The organism is Streptomyces clavifer, assembly GCF_036345975.1.
GTDB lineage: Bacteria > Actinomycetota > Actinomycetes > Streptomycetales > Streptomycetaceae > Streptomyces > Streptomyces clavifer.
The window spans coordinates 2,387,445-2,400,838 of the sequence record NZ_CP107793.1 but is presented as its reverse complement, the minus strand read 5'-3'; the positions used below and the strand labels follow the sequence as shown (position 1 = coordinate 2,400,838).

Below are 13,394 nucleotides of genomic sequence, written 5' to 3'. Positions count from 1 at the left end.
CGTGCGAGCCGGGTATTACGGGCGCCGGTGCGCCCGGTTACGCCCCCGGTACGCGCACCTCAGCCCGGGCCCTGCCCGGCGGTGAGGTCGGCGGCGAGCGCGTCGGCCACCCCGGGCTCGCGCGGCCCCAGGAAGTGCGGGTCCGGTTCGAACACGGTGTCCAGGAGGGCCTTGCCCGCCGCGAACACCTCCCGCGTCCCGCCGTAGTACCAGGTCACATCGTGTACGGCGTCGACCCCGATGCCGTACGCGTCGATGCCGGCGGACCGGCACAGGGCGATCGCCCGCCGGATGTGGAAGCCCTGGCTCACCAGCACCGCCCGGTCGACCCCGAATATCTTCTTGGCGCGGACGCAGGAGTCCCAGGTGTCGAAACCCGCGTAGTCGCTGACGATCCGCCCGTCCGGCACCCCGCGTTCCGTGAGATAGGTGCGCATGGCGTCCGGCTCGTCGTACTCCACCCGGCTGTTGTCGCCGGTGACCAGCACGACCCGCACCTTGCCGGTCCGGTACAGCTCGGCCGCGGCGTCCAGCCGGTGCGCGAGGTACGGCGACGGCCTGCCCTGCCACAGCCCGGCCCCGAACACCACGGCCACCTGCTGCGCGGGGGCGTCGGCCGTCGTCCGCACCCGGGCGTCCGCCGTCGTGTGCAGCCAGGTCGCGGGTGCCAGGGCCACCACGCAGACGACCATCAGCCCCTGCACCAGCCACCGCTGCCCGCGTCGGGTGCGGGGCAGCCGCGGGCGTACCGCGCCCAGCCACTTCGGCACCGTAGGCCGCCTCAGTCCCCCCAGCCGCATGCGCGGTCCCCCTGTTCCGTTCCGGATCCCTCAGGGAGACGAGCGGGGAGGCGAAAAGGTTCGCCCGACCGGCTGCCGCCCCGCCGGCACCCGCCCTGACAGTGCCCGCCGCAGCCCCGTGAGGCGGTGGAAAACACCCGTCACCGGTGGGAAACGGCCCGGCAACGTCCGCACGTCACCATCGGTTCATGACGGAGACGGCACCGGAACACCCTCGTGAGCCCCTGCCCCTCGGCAGACCGGCGCGACTCCTCACCCGCGTCACCTCGCAGCTCGGACACCAGCTCAGCCTCGTCTCCCGGAACGGAACCCGCAGGCCTATGCACCGCAACCGGAACGACGTCCGGCACACCGCACCCACCCTGGTCGCCGTCGCGCACGGCAGCCGGGACCCGCAGGCCCTGCGCACCGTCCTGGACCTCCTGGCCCTGGTGCGGGAGCTGCGCCCCGGACTCGACGTCCGGCTCGGGCACATCGAGCTGAACGAACCCCTGCTCCCGGAGACCCTGGACGGCATCGGCGCGGGCGACGCCGTCCTCGTCCCGCTGCTGCTCGGCCGCGGCCACCACGTCCGGCACGACCTGCCGCTCGCCGCCGCGGCGGCCGGGCACCTGCGCACCCGGGTCGCCGCACCGCTCGGGCCGCACCCGCTGCTCGTCGAGACACTGTACGAGCGGCTCGTCGAGGCCGGCTGGCGGACCGAGGACGGTACGAGCCGCAGCGCCGCCGTCGTGCTCGCCGCCGCGGGATCGCGCGACCCCGACTCCGCCGTCGACGCCCGCCGCACCGCCGGGATGCTCAGCTACCGCCTCGGCGGGGTGCCCGTCGTCGCGGCGTACACCTCGGCAGCCACCCCCACCGTGCCGGACGCCCTGCGCGCCCTCGCCGCCCGCGGCCGCCACCGCGTCGCCCTGGCCTCGTACTTCACCGCACCCGGCCGCTTCGCGACGGCGGCGGCCGCCGCCGTCGAGGGGACCACCGCCGCACCGCTCGGCGCGCACCCGGCGATGGCGCGGCTCCTGCTGCACCGCTACGACCAGGCCCTGGCCGCAACCGCGCCGGCGTACGCCGCCCCGGCCCACGCGGACCTGCCGGCGCCCGCCCGGACCGTCCGGCCGCACCCCGTCCGGCGGGCCGAAGCCGCCTGACGACGCCCGCCGATCCCCTCCCCGCGACGGGCAGGCCGTTACTGTCGAGGTCATGGACGGTACGCACGACACCCGGGACACACAGGAGCACGGCACGACGCCCTACGGCGCGGGCGACACCGAGCGCTGGGACACCGAGGCCGACAAACGGCCCGGCCGCACCGCCTTCCAGCGCGACCGGGCCCGCGTACTGCACTCCGCCGCCCTGCGCAGGCTCGCCGGGAAGACCCAGGTCGTCACCCCCGGGACCCGCGGCCGGGCCTGGGACGCCAGCCCCCGGACCAGGCTCACGCACTCCCTGGAATGCGCCCAGGTCGGCCGGGAGCTCGGCGCCGCACTCGGCTGCGACCCCGATCTCGTGGAAGCGGCCTGCCTCGCCCACGACATGGGCCACCCGCCCTTCGGCCACAACGGTGAACAGGCGCTCAACGACTTCGCGTCGGACTGCGGAGGCTTCGAGGGCAACGCCCAGTCGCTGCGCCTGCTGACCCGGCTCGAACCCAAGCGGTTCGTCCGCGACCCCCGCAGCGGCGACCTCGTGAGCGTCGGGCTCAACCTGACCCGCGCAGCGCTGGACGCCGCCACGAAGTACCCCTGGCCCCGGGGCGGGCACCCGACCGACCCCGGCTCACCGAAATTCGGGGTGTACGAGGACGACCTGCCGGTCTTCGAGTGGGTCCGCAAGGGCGCACCGCAGGACCGCAAGTGTTTCGAGGCCCAGGTCATGGACTGGTCCGACGACGTCGCGTACTCGGTGCACGACTTCGAGGACGGGCTGCACGCCGGGCACATCGACCCCAGCTGCCTCTTCGCCGAACCGGAGCGAAGGGAGATCTGGGAGGTCGCCATCGGCCGGTACGTCCCGGCGGACACCGATCCGCAGGAGCTGGCCGACGCCCTCGACCGTCTCGTCGGCCAGGAGTGGTGGCCGCACGGCTACGACGGCTCCGCCGTCGCACAGGCCCGGCTGAAGGACGCGACGAGCCAGCTCATCGGACGGTTCTGCCTCGCCGCCGAGGCCGCCACCCACGGCGCGTACGGCCCCGGACGGCTCGGCAGGTACGGCGCCGAGCTCATCGTCCCCGCCGAGGTCCGCAACGAGTGCGCCGTGCTCAAGGCCGTCGCCGACCGCTACGTCATGCAGCGCGCCGAGCAGGAGGCCATCCGCGCCGATCAGCGCATCGTCATCGCGGAGCTCGCCGCCGCGCTCACCGCCCGCGCGCCCGAAGGCCTGGAGCCGCAGTTCCGCGCCCTGTACGAGGCCGCGTCCGACGACTGGGCCCGCAAGCGGGTCCTCGTCGACCAGATCGCCGCCCTGACGGACGCCTCGGCCCGCTCCCTGCACCGGACGCTGACCGGTGTTCGGCAGACTGGACCATGACCGGGCCGCATGACACCCGGATGTGACCTGATCGGGGCACACCCCCTTTCGCCATCACGCCGCGTGCGGGACGCTCGCAGGTGGTGGCGCCGCGCAGCACAGCACCGAGGAGGCATCAAGTGGTCGACGCAAACCGGACGTTCGTCATCGTCGGCGGAGGACTGGCAGGAGCGAAGGCGGCCGAGACACTCCGGGCGGAGGGTTTCACCGGCCGCGTGATCCTGATCGGGGACGAGCGCGACCATCCGTACGAACGCCCGCCCCTGTCCAAGGGGTACCTCTCGGGCAAGGACGAGCGGGACACCGTCTTCGTCCACGAGACGGCCTGGTACGCCGGAGCCGACATCGAACTCCACCTCGGCCAGGTCGTCACCTCCATCGACCGCGAGGGCCGGTCCGTCCAGCTCGGCGACAACACCGTCGTCCACTACGACAAGCTGCTGCTCGCCACCGGCGCCGAGCCGCGCCGCCTCGACATCCCGGGCACCGACCTGGTCGGCGTGCACCACCTGCGCCGTCTCGCCCACTCCGACCGGCTGCGCAACGTCCTCGCCGCCCTCGGCCGCGACAACGGCCACCTGGTGATCGCCGGCGGCGGCTGGATCGGCCTGGAGGTCGCCGCGGCGGCCCGCGGCTACGGCGCCGAGGTGACGATCGTCGAACCCTCCGCGACCCCGCTGCACCACGTCATCGGCCCGGAGCTGGGCCAGATCTTCACCGACCTGCACACCGCGCACGGCGTCCGCTTCCACTTCGGCGCCCGCCTCACCGAGATCACCGGGGAGGACGGCCTGGTCCTCGCCGCCCGCACCGACGACGGCGAGGAGCACCCCGCCCACGACGTGCTCGCCGCGATCGGCGCCGCACCGCGCACCGCCCTCGCCGAGGCCGCCGGGCTCGACATGGCCGACCGGGCGCACGGCGGCGGCGTCGCCGTGGACGCCTCGCTGCGCACCTCGGACCCGCACATCTTCGCCGCCGGGGACATCGCGGCCGTGGACCACCCGCTGCTCGGCACCCGCCTCCGGGTGGAGCACTGGGCCAACGCCCTGAACAGCGGCCCGGCCGCCGCCCGGGCCATGCTGGGCCAGGAGGTCTCCTACGACCGGGTCCCGTACTTCTTCTCCGACCAGTACGACCTCGGCCTGGAGTACGCGGGCTGGGCCCCGCCGGGCTCGTACGACCAGGTCGTGATCCGCGGGGACGCCGGCAAGCGGGAGTTCGTCGCGTTCTGGCTGAAGGACCGCCGGGTCCTCGCCGGGATGAACGTCAATGTGTGGGACGTCACCGAAACCGTCCAGGACCTGATCCGGTCCGGCCGGCAGATCGACCCGGACACCCTGGGGGACCCGTCGGTGCCGCTCCGGTCCCTGCTCTGACCCGCCCGGCATCCGGGACCGGCCGGGCTCCTGCGCCCCGCCCCGGCGGCCGGCCGGTCCCGGATGCCCGACCCCACCCGTAGACTTCACTCGTGGCAGGCAGGATCAACGACGACGACGTGAAGGCGGTACGGGACGCGGTCCCGATCGACGCCGTCGTCTCCGAGTACCTCCAACTGCGCAGCGCGGGCGGCGGAAACCTCAAGGGCCTCTGCCCCTTCCACGACGAGAAGTCCCCCTCCTTCCAGGTCAGCCCGAGCAAGGGTCTCTTCCACTGCTTCGGGTGCCAGGAGGGCGGCGACACGATCGCCTTCGTGATGAAGATCGACCACCTCACCTTCTCCGAGACGGTCGAGCGCCTCGCCGCCAAGGCGGGCATCACCCTGCGGTACGAGGAGGGCGGCTACAACCCCTCCCACCAGCGCGGCGAGCGCATCCGGCTGGTCGAGGCCCACAAGATCGCAGCCGATTTCTACCGTGAGCAGCTCGACGGCCCCGAGGCCGAGATCGGCCGGAAGTTCCTCGCCGGGCGCGGTTTCGACCAGGACGCGGCGGCCCACTTCGGCGTCGGATACAGCCCCGCCGGCTGGGACCACCTCACCCGCTTCCTGCGCGGCAAGGGCTTCAGCGACAAGGAGCTCATCAGCTCCGGCCTCTCCCAGGACGGCCGCCGCGGCCCCATCGACCGCTTCCGCGGCCGGCTGATGTGGCCCATCAGCGACACCTCCGGCGAGATCGTCGGCTTCGGCGCCCGCAAACTGCGCGACGACGACAACGGCCCCAAGTACCTCAACACCCCCGAGACCTCGATCTACAAGAAGTCCCAGGTGCTGTACGGCATCGACCTGGCCAAGAAGGACATCGCCAAGGCCAGCCGGGCCGTCGTCGTCGAGGGCTACACCGACGTCATGGCCTGCCACCTGGCCGGGATCACCACCGCCATCGCTACCTGCGGCACGGCGTTCGGCAGCGACCACATCAAGATCCTCCGACGGCTCCTGATGGACAACGGCAGCGCCCGCGTGATCTTCACCTTCGACGGCGACGCGGCCGGCCAGAAGGCCGCCCTGCGCGCCTTCGAGGACGACCAGAAGTTCGCCGCGGAGACGTACATCGCGATCGCCCCGGACAACATGGACCCGTGCGACCTGCGCCTGGCCAAGGGCGACGACGCCGTCCGCGACCTGGTCGAACCCCGCACCCCGCTCTTCGAGTTCGCGCTGCGCCAGATCGTCGGCCGGTACGACCTGGAGACCCCGGCGGGCCGCGCCGCGGCCCTGGACGAGGCCGCGCCCGTCGTCGCCAAGATCAAGACGAGCAGCGTGCAGCGAGAGGTGGCCGTCCAGCTCGCGGGCTTCGTCGGCATCCTCGACCAGGAATTCGTCGTCCACCGGGTCAACCAGCTCGCCCAGTGGGCCCGCGGGCGAGGAGACAAACGCGGACCCGCACGGGCCCCCGCCGGCAACGCCGCGCAGCACCAACAGGGGCAGGCGCCCGCCGCCCCGTCCGGCCCCGCACTCAACCTCCGCAGCCCCGCCCACCGCACCGAGCGCGAACTGCTCAAGCTCGCCCTGCAGAAGCCCGCACTCGTCTCACCCGCCTTCGACGCCTACGGCATCGACGAGTTCACCGCCCCGCCGTACGCGGCGGTGCGCCAGTGCATCGCGGAGGCGGGCGGCGCCGAGCAGGGTCTGGCCGAGACCCGCGAGTACCTGGTCCAGGTGCTCGACGCGACCCCCAACGACTCGGTGCGCAAGCTCGTCACCGAGCTCGCGGTCGAGGTGTTCCACGGCAAGAACATCGACGAGTCCTACGCGGGCCAGCACCTGGTCAAGGTCCGCCTGCGCGCCGTCGACCGCAGGATCGACGACGTCCAGGGCAGCCTCGCCCGCCTCGGGAGCAACGTGGCGCCGGACCATCTGGCCGCCGCGCAGAACGAGGTCTGGGTCCTCCAGCAGTACGCCCAGTCACTGCGGAGCCACGGCGCGGCCGCGCTCTGATCCGTACCACGGCCCGCCCCGCCCGGTGACGGACCGGACTCAGAAAGTCACCGCACGCCCCTCGTGGCGGCGATGTGCCGTACCCCACACTGGATGGCGGTGCCTGAGTCATCGGAGCGCGGAGGGTCCACCCCAGGGACCCCCATCCCCGCGATCCGGCAGCGATCACCTGGAGGTCGCCCCCGTGCAGACCCGGACCGTGACGAGCACGACCGAGCATGTCCCGGCGATTCCCGCGCAGAACCGGGTCACGCGCCATCCGGAGGGGGCCGGACCGCCCCCGGGCGCGTCCGACCCGGTGCTGGAGGAACCGGTGGAGGTCCCCGCGCTCCCGGAGCCGCGCCGGCAGGAAGCCGGCGGCCCGTCCTCCGACCTCTTCCGGCAGTACCTGCGGGAGATCGGCCGGATCCCGCTGCTCACCGCCGCGGAGGAGGTGGACCTCGCCCGCCGCGTCGAAGCGGGGCTCTTCGCCGAGGAACGCCTCGCGGGCACCCCCGACCCGGACTCACGGCTCGCGTTCGACCTGGACCGGCTCGTCGTCCTGGGACGGCTGGCGAAACGCCGCCTCATCGAGGCCAACCTGCGGCTCGTCGTCTCGGTGGCCAAGCGGTACGTCGGCCGCGGCCTGACCATGCTCGACCTGGTGCAGGAGGGGAATCTCGGACTGATCAGGGCGGTCGAGAAGTTCGACTACGCCCGGGGCTACAAGTTCTCCACGTACGCGACCTGGTGGATCCGCCAGGCCATGTCCCGGGCCCTCGCCGACCAGGCCCGGACCATAAGGGTCCCGGTCCACGTCGTCGAGCTGATCAACCGGGTCGTACGCGTCCAGCGCCGCCTGCTCCAGGAGCGCGGCTACGAGCCGGCCGCCGAAGAGGTGGCGGCCCAGCTCGATCTGACGCCCGAGCGGGTCGGCGAGGTCCTGCGCCTCGCCCAGGAGCCCGTCTCCCTGCACGCCCCCGTCGGCGAGGAGGACGACGTCGCCTTCGGTGACCTCATCGAGGACGGCGACGCCGCGTCACCGGTCGAGTCCGCAGCCTTCCTCCTCCTGCGCGAACACCTGGAAGTGGTGCTCTCCACGCTCGGCGAGCGCGAGCGGAAGGTGGTCCAGCTGCGCTACGGACTGGACGACGGGCGGCCCCGCACCCTCGAGGAGATAGGCCGGATCTTCGGCGTGACCCGCGAACGCATCCGGCAGATCGAGTCCAAGACCCTGAACAAGCTCCGCGACCACGCCTTCGCGGACCAGCTCCGCGGCTACCTGGACTGAGCCGGCCCCGTGAAGGAGCGGACCGGACCCGGCGGGTCCGGTCCGCGGCGGTCAGTCGATCTCGGCAGGCGCCTGCGCGAACTGTGCCGCGTACAGCCGGGCGTAGGCCCCCTCGGCCGCCAGCAGCTCGTCGTGCGTGCCCTGCTCGACGATCGAGCCGCTCTCCATCACGAGGATCACATCGGCATCCCGGATCGTCGAGAGCCGGTGCGCGATCACGAAGCTCGTACGGCCGTGCGCGAGCCGCGCCATCGCCTTCTGGATCAGCACCTCCGTACGGGTGTCCACCGAGCTGGTGGCCTCGTCGAGGACCAGGATCACGGGGTCCGACAGGAACGCCCGCGCGATGGTGATCAGCTGCTTCTCGCCCGCGCTGACCCCGGACCCCTCGTCGTCGAGCACCGTGTCGTAGCCGTCCGGCAGCGTACGGATGAACCGGTCGGCGTGGGCGGCCCGCGCGGCCTCCCCGATCTCCTCCCGGCTGACCTCGCGGGAGGCGCCGTAGGCGATGTTCTCCGCGATCGTGCCGCCGAACAGCCAGGTGTCCTGGAGGACCATGCCTATGCCCGAACGCAGTTCGTCACGCGACATCTTCGCCACGTCGACCCCGTCGAGGGTGATCCGGCCGCCCGTCACCTCGTAGAACCGCATCAGCAGATTGACGAGGGTCGTCTTGCCGGCGCCCGTCGGGCCGACGATGGCGACCGTGTGACCCGGCTCCACCCGCAGCGAGAGGTCCTCGATGAGCGGCTTCTCCGGGTCGTACCGGAAGGCCACCTTCTCCAGCGCCACGCTGCCGCTCCGCTTCACGGGCCGCTCGGCGGGCACCGGGTCGGGGGCCTGCTCCTCGGCATCCAGCAGCTCGAAGACCCGCTCGGCCGACGCCACGCCCGACTGCACCAGGTTCGCCATCGAGGCGACCTGCGTCAGCGGCATCGAGAACTGCCGCGAGTACTGGATGAACGCCTGCACGTCACCGATCGACAGCGCACCCGAAGCGACCCGCAGCCCGCCGACGACCGCGACCAGCACATAGTTCAGATTCGAGACGAACATCATCAGCGGCTGCATGATGCCACTGTTGAACTGGGCCTTGAAGCCCGCCTCGTAGAGGGCGTCGTTCTGCTCGGCGAAGTCCCTCGCGGACTCGGTCTGCCGCCCGAAGACCTTCACCAGGGTGTGGCCGGTGTACATCTCCTCGATGTGGGCGTTGAGCCTGCCCGTCACCTTCCACTGCGCCACGAACTGCGGCTGCGACCGCTTGCCGACCCGTGCGGCCACGAACACCGACAGCGGGATGGTCAGCAGCGCCACCAGGGCGAGCAGCGGAGAGATCCAGAACATCATGATCAGTACGCCGACGATGGTCAGCAGCGAGTTGATGAGCTGTCCCATCGTCTGCTGCATCGTCTGCGAGATGTTGTCGATGTCGTTCGTCGCCCGGCTCAGCACCTCGCCGCGCTTCTGCCGGTCGAAGTAGGACAGCGGCAGCCTCGCCAGCTTCGTCTGGAGGTCCTCGCGGAGCTGGAACACGACCCGGTTGATCACCCGGATCGACAGCCGCGTCGACACGAGCATCAGCAGCCCGGCGAGGACGTACACCGCCAGCGCCGCCAGCAGGACGTTCCCCACCGCGTCGAAGTCGATGCCCTCGCCGGGGACGAAGTCCACCCCGGACAGCATGTCGGCCAGCCCGCCGCTGCCGTCCTCCCGCAGTCCGTCGACGGCCTCGGCCTTCGACCGGCCCTCCGGCATCTGCCTGCCGACGACCCCCGCGAAGATCAGGTCCGTGGCCGCACCGAGGATCTTCGGCCCGACCACCGAGAACCCCACGCTCAGCGACACGGCTCCCAGCATCAGGTACAGGGAGGACTTCTCCTTGCTGAACCTCTTCAGCAGCCGCTTCCCGGACCCCTTGAAGTCCATGGACCGCTCGGTGGGCCCACCGGCCATCATCCGTCCGCCCGGCCCGGCCATCAGGCGGCCTCCGCTTCCGTCAGCTGGGAGAGCACGATCTCCCGGTACGTTTCATTGCCGTCCATCAGTTCGCGGTGACTGCCCGTCCCCACGACCCGGCCCTCGTCCAGCACCACGATCCGGTCCGCGTCACGGATGGTGGAGACCCGCTGCGCCACGATCACCACGGTCGCCCCCGCCGTCTCCCGGGCGAGCGCACCGCGCAGTGCGGCGTCCGTCGCGTAGTCCAGCGCCGAGAAGGAGTCGTCGAAGAGGTAGATCTCCGGCCGCTGCACCAGCGTCCGCGCGATCGCGAGCCGCTGCCGCTGCCCACCGGAGACATTCGTGCCGCCCTGGGCGATCGGCGCGTCCAGGCCGTGTTCCAGCCGCTCCACGAAGTCCTTCGCCTGGGCCACCTCCAGCGCGTGCCACAGCTCCTCGTCGGTCGCGTCGGGATTCCCGTACCGCAGATTCGTCGCGACCGTCCCGGAGAAGAGGTACGGCTTCTGCGGGACGAGGCTCACGGTCCGCGCCAGCAGGACGGGATCCACCGTCCGAACGTCCGTGCCACCGACCAGCACGTCGCCGTCCGTCACGTCGAACAGCCGCGGTACGAGCCCGAGCAGCGTCGACTTCCCGCTGCCCGTGGACCCGATGACGGCGGTCGTCTCACCGGGCCTGGCCACCAGATCGACCGAGCGCAGCACCGGCTCCTCGGCGCCGGGGTAGCGGAACTCGGCGCCCCGTACCTCCAGATGACCGTGGGTGAGCAGCTCCGTGACCGGGGCGGCCGGGGGAACCACGCTCGACTCGGTCTCCAGGACCTCCTGGATGCGCTCGGCGCAGACCTCGGCCCGCGGCACCATCATGAACATGAAGGTGGCCATCATCACCGACATGACGATCTGCATCAGATAGGCGAGGAACGCGGTGAGCGCGCCTATCTGCATCCCGCCGCTGTCGATGCGGTGCGCGCCGAACCAGACCACGGCGACGGACGACAGGTTCACCACCGTCATCACGGTCGGGAACATGAGTGCCATCAGCCGGCCCGTCGACACGGCGACGTCCGTCAGCCCGGTGTTGGCGCCCCGGAAGCGCTCCTCCTCGTAGCCGTCGCGCACGAAGGCCCGGATGACCCGGTTGCCGGTGATCTGCTCGCGCAGCACCCGGTTCACCGTGTCGAGCCGCACCTGCATCGTGCGGAACAGCGGCCGCATCCTCCTGACGATCAGGCTCACCGCGATGCCCAGCACCGGCACCACGGCCAGCAGCACCGCGGACAGCGGGACGTCCTGGCCGAGCGCCATGATGATGCCGCCGACGCACATGATCGGCGCCGAGACCATCAGGGTGAACGCCATCAGGACGAGCATCTGGACCTGCTGCACGTCGTTGGTGGTCCGTGTGATCAGCGAGGGCGCCCCGAAGCGTCCGAACTCGCGTGCGGAGAACGACTGCACCCGGTCGAAGACCGACGCCCGCACGTCGCGCCCCAGCGCGGAGGCGGTCCGGGCGCCGTAGTACACCGCGCCGACGTTGCAGAGGACCTGGGCGACGCTGACGACGATCATGACGCCGCCGAACTCCAGGATGTAGCCCGTGTCCCCCTTCACGACACCGCTGTCGATGATGTCCGCGTTGAGGCTGGGCAGATAGAGGGTGGCGCAGGTCTGCAGGAGCTGGAGCAGCACCAGCAGCAGGATGGGTCGTCTGTACGGACCGAGATAGGTCCGCAGGAGTTTTATGAGCACGCGGTTCTCTCGGAGTCGGCGAACGGCAGAGGCCGGTCCATCCTCCGGTACGCCGCACCACGACTTCCAACACTTTTCCTCAAGCCCGGGTCAAGAAGTCCGGATCACGACGCCCGTATCGAGACGCCTGTATCAAGACGCCCGTATGCAGGACGCCCGTATCAAGACGCAGTCGGGTTCGGGGACTCCGGGTCAGGAGGGCCGGGTCCGCGGGCCCGGGCAGGAGCCCGGGCCGCGCGCCCCTCAGGCCGGACCGCCGAACGCCCCGGGGTGGATCTGGTCCCGGGTCGCCCCGTACTGCTGGCGCACCGCGCGGCCCACGGTCAGCTCCTCGCCGGGATCGAGCACCTGCGCCGCCGCGGCCCGCCAGGCCGGGGGAGTCCGCGGGTCGAGCGTCCCCTGCGACACCCCGAGCGCCCACGCCGCCTGCCGGGCCGCACCCAGCGCCGCGTACTGGGCGGGCTGCGGTACGACGACCTGCGTACCGAACACCGCGGGCGCCAGCGCCTGTACGGCCGGCAGCTCGGCCGCCGCGCCCAGCAGGAACACCCGGCGCACCTCCACGCCCCGGCCGCGCAGCACGTCCAGCGCGTCGGCCAGCGAGCACAGCATCCCCTCGAAGGCCGCCCGCGCCAGGTGCTCAGGCTTCATCGACTCGCGCCGCAGCCCGCTCAGCGTCCCCGCCGTGTGCGGCAGCTGCGGGGTTCGTTCACCTTCCAGATACGGCAGCAGCACGAGACCCGAGGCCCCCGGTGTCGACTTCAGGGCCAGCGCGGACAGCTCGTCCAGATCGCCCAGGCCCAGCATCTCCACGGAACCCCGCAGCACCCGCACCGCGTTCGACGTGTGGACCACCGGCAGGTGCATGCCCGTGGCGTCGGCGAACGAGGTGATCATCCCGCTCGGATCGGCCAGCGCCTCGTGGTGCACGGCCATCACCGAACCCGAGGCTCCCAGCGACACCACGGCGTCCCCGACCGCGACGCCCAGCCCGAACGCCGCGGCCATCGTCTCGCCGGTACCCGCCGAGATCAGCAGGCCCTCGGGCGTCGTCCCGGCGGCGTCGGCCGGGCCCAGCACCTCGGGCAGCGCCGCCTGGTGGCCGAGCGCGAGCTCCACGAGGTCGGGACGGTAGGAGCCGGAGCCCGCCGACCAGTAACCGGTGCCGGACGCGGCACCGCGGTCCGTGGTACGACGGGCGGGCCGGCCGAGCAGCTGCCACACCAGCCAGTCGTGCGGCTGCATGACCGCCGCGACGCGCTGCGCGTTCTCCGGCTCGTTCTTGGCCAGCCAGCGCAGCTTGGACACCGGCTGTGCGGCCTGGGGCACGCTTCCCACGGCCTCGGCCCAGGCCTGACGCCCGCCGAGCCCGTCGACCAGATCGGCTGCGGCGACCTGCGCCCGCCGGTCGTTGCCGAGCAGCGCCGGTCGTACGAGATTGCCCTGGCGGTCCAGTGGCAGCAGACCGTGCTGCTGCGCGGACACGCCGATGCCCTCCACGCCTTCGAGCAGCCCGTTGGAGGCCGCCTCACCGAGTGAGAGCAGCCACGTCTGCGGATCCACCTCGGAGGCCTTGGCCTCGATGGGATGCGCGGCGTACCCCTGCCGCAGCACCTCACCCGTGTCCGTGTCGCAGACGACGATGTGTGTGAAGGCGGATGAACTGTCCAAGCCGGCGACTATGCCCATACCCACGATTCTGCCGC

9 protein-coding genes are annotated in these 13,394 nt (G+C 71.8%); 5 read left to right on the top strand and 4 right to left on the bottom strand.

The features are described 5' to 3' along the window. Positions 1 to 59: 59 nt before the first annotated feature. Positions 60 to 800 (bottom strand): SanA/YdcF family protein, encoded by a 741-nt coding sequence (locus OG927_RS10370; RefSeq protein ID WP_209470566.1) that lies wholly within the window; start codon positions 798 to 800, stop codon positions 60 to 62. A 188-nt stretch (positions 801 to 988) separates the two neighbouring features. Here OG927_RS10370 and OG927_RS10365 point away from each other — a divergent pair, with 188 nt between their 5' ends. The 5 genes from OG927_RS10365 to OG927_RS10345 all read left to right on the top strand — a co-directional run bounded on the left by OG927_RS10365 (position 989) and on the right by OG927_RS10345 (position 7,978). Further along, entirely contained in the window at positions 989 to 1,948 is a 960-nt protein-coding gene (locus OG927_RS10365; protein WP_330320045.1) for a sirohydrochlorin chelatase, read from the top strand. A 52-nt stretch (positions 1,949 to 2,000) separates the two neighbouring features. Then, complete coding sequence (locus tag OG927_RS10360; RefSeq protein ID WP_330320044.1) at positions 2,001 to 3,329, top strand: deoxyguanosinetriphosphate triphosphohydrolase; 1,329 nt, start codon at positions 2,001 to 2,003, stop codon at positions 3,327 to 3,329. 119 nt (positions 3,330 to 3,448) lie between these two features. Then, complete coding sequence (locus tag OG927_RS10355) at positions 3,449 to 4,708, top strand: NAD(P)/FAD-dependent oxidoreductase (protein ID WP_056785205.1); 1,260 nt, start codon at positions 3,449 to 3,451, stop codon at positions 4,706 to 4,708. Positions 4,709 to 4,800: 92 nt separating this feature from the next. Continuing rightward, positions 4,801 to 6,708: a DNA primase gene (dnaG, locus tag OG927_RS10350; protein ID WP_056785202.1), complete on the top strand. Its 1,908-nt coding sequence runs from the start codon at positions 4,801 to 4,803 to the stop codon at positions 6,706 to 6,708. A gap of 184 nt (positions 6,709 to 6,892) precedes the next feature. Then, positions 6,893 to 7,978 (top strand): RNA polymerase sigma factor, encoded by a 1,086-nt coding sequence (locus OG927_RS10345; protein WP_056785200.1) that lies wholly within the window; start codon positions 6,893 to 6,895, stop codon positions 7,976 to 7,978. 51 nt (positions 7,979 to 8,029) lie between these two features. Here OG927_RS10345 and OG927_RS10340 read toward each other — a convergent pair whose 3' ends face one another. The 3 genes from OG927_RS10340 to OG927_RS10330 form a co-directional block, all read right to left on the bottom strand. After that, positions 8,030 to 9,955 carry an ABC transporter ATP-binding protein gene (locus OG927_RS10340; protein ID WP_056785196.1) on the bottom strand — a complete coding sequence of 642 codons (1,926 nt, stop codon included), beginning with the start codon at positions 9,953 to 9,955 and terminating at the stop codon, positions 8,030 to 8,032. After that, a complete protein-coding gene (locus OG927_RS10335; RefSeq protein WP_056785193.1) occupies positions 9,955 to 11,688 on the bottom strand; it encodes an ABC transporter ATP-binding protein in 1,734 nt (577 codons plus the stop codon). Before OG927_RS10335 ends, OG927_RS10340 begins: the two co-directional genes overlap by 1 nt. A 243-nt stretch (positions 11,689 to 11,931) precedes the next feature. Then, complete coding sequence (locus OG927_RS10330) at positions 11,932 to 13,377, bottom strand: FGGY family carbohydrate kinase (protein WP_056785189.1); 1,446 nt, start codon at positions 13,375 to 13,377, stop codon at positions 11,932 to 11,934. Between the last annotated feature and the right edge of the window lie 17 nt (positions 13,378 to 13,394).

Bases quoted from the DNA above. Each gene is read 5' to 3' on its own strand.
- OG927_RS10370 (WP_209470566.1), bottom strand. From the start codon at position 800: ATGCGGCTGGGGGGACTGAGGCGGCCTACGGTGCCGAAGTGGCTGGGC.
- OG927_RS10365 (WP_330320045.1), top strand. From the start codon at position 989: ATGACGGAGACGGCACCGGAACACCCTCGTGAGCCCCTGCCCCTCGGC.
- OG927_RS10360 (WP_330320044.1), top strand. From the start codon at position 2,001: ATGGACGGTACGCACGACACCCGGGACACACAGGAGCACGGCACGACG.
- OG927_RS10340 (WP_056785196.1), bottom strand. From the start codon at position 9,955: ATGGCCGGGCCGGGCGGACGGATGATGGCCGGTGGGCCCACCGAGCGG.
- OG927_RS10330 (WP_056785189.1), bottom strand. From the start codon at position 13,377: ATGGGCATAGTCGCCGGCTTGGACAGTTCATCCGCCTTCACACACATC.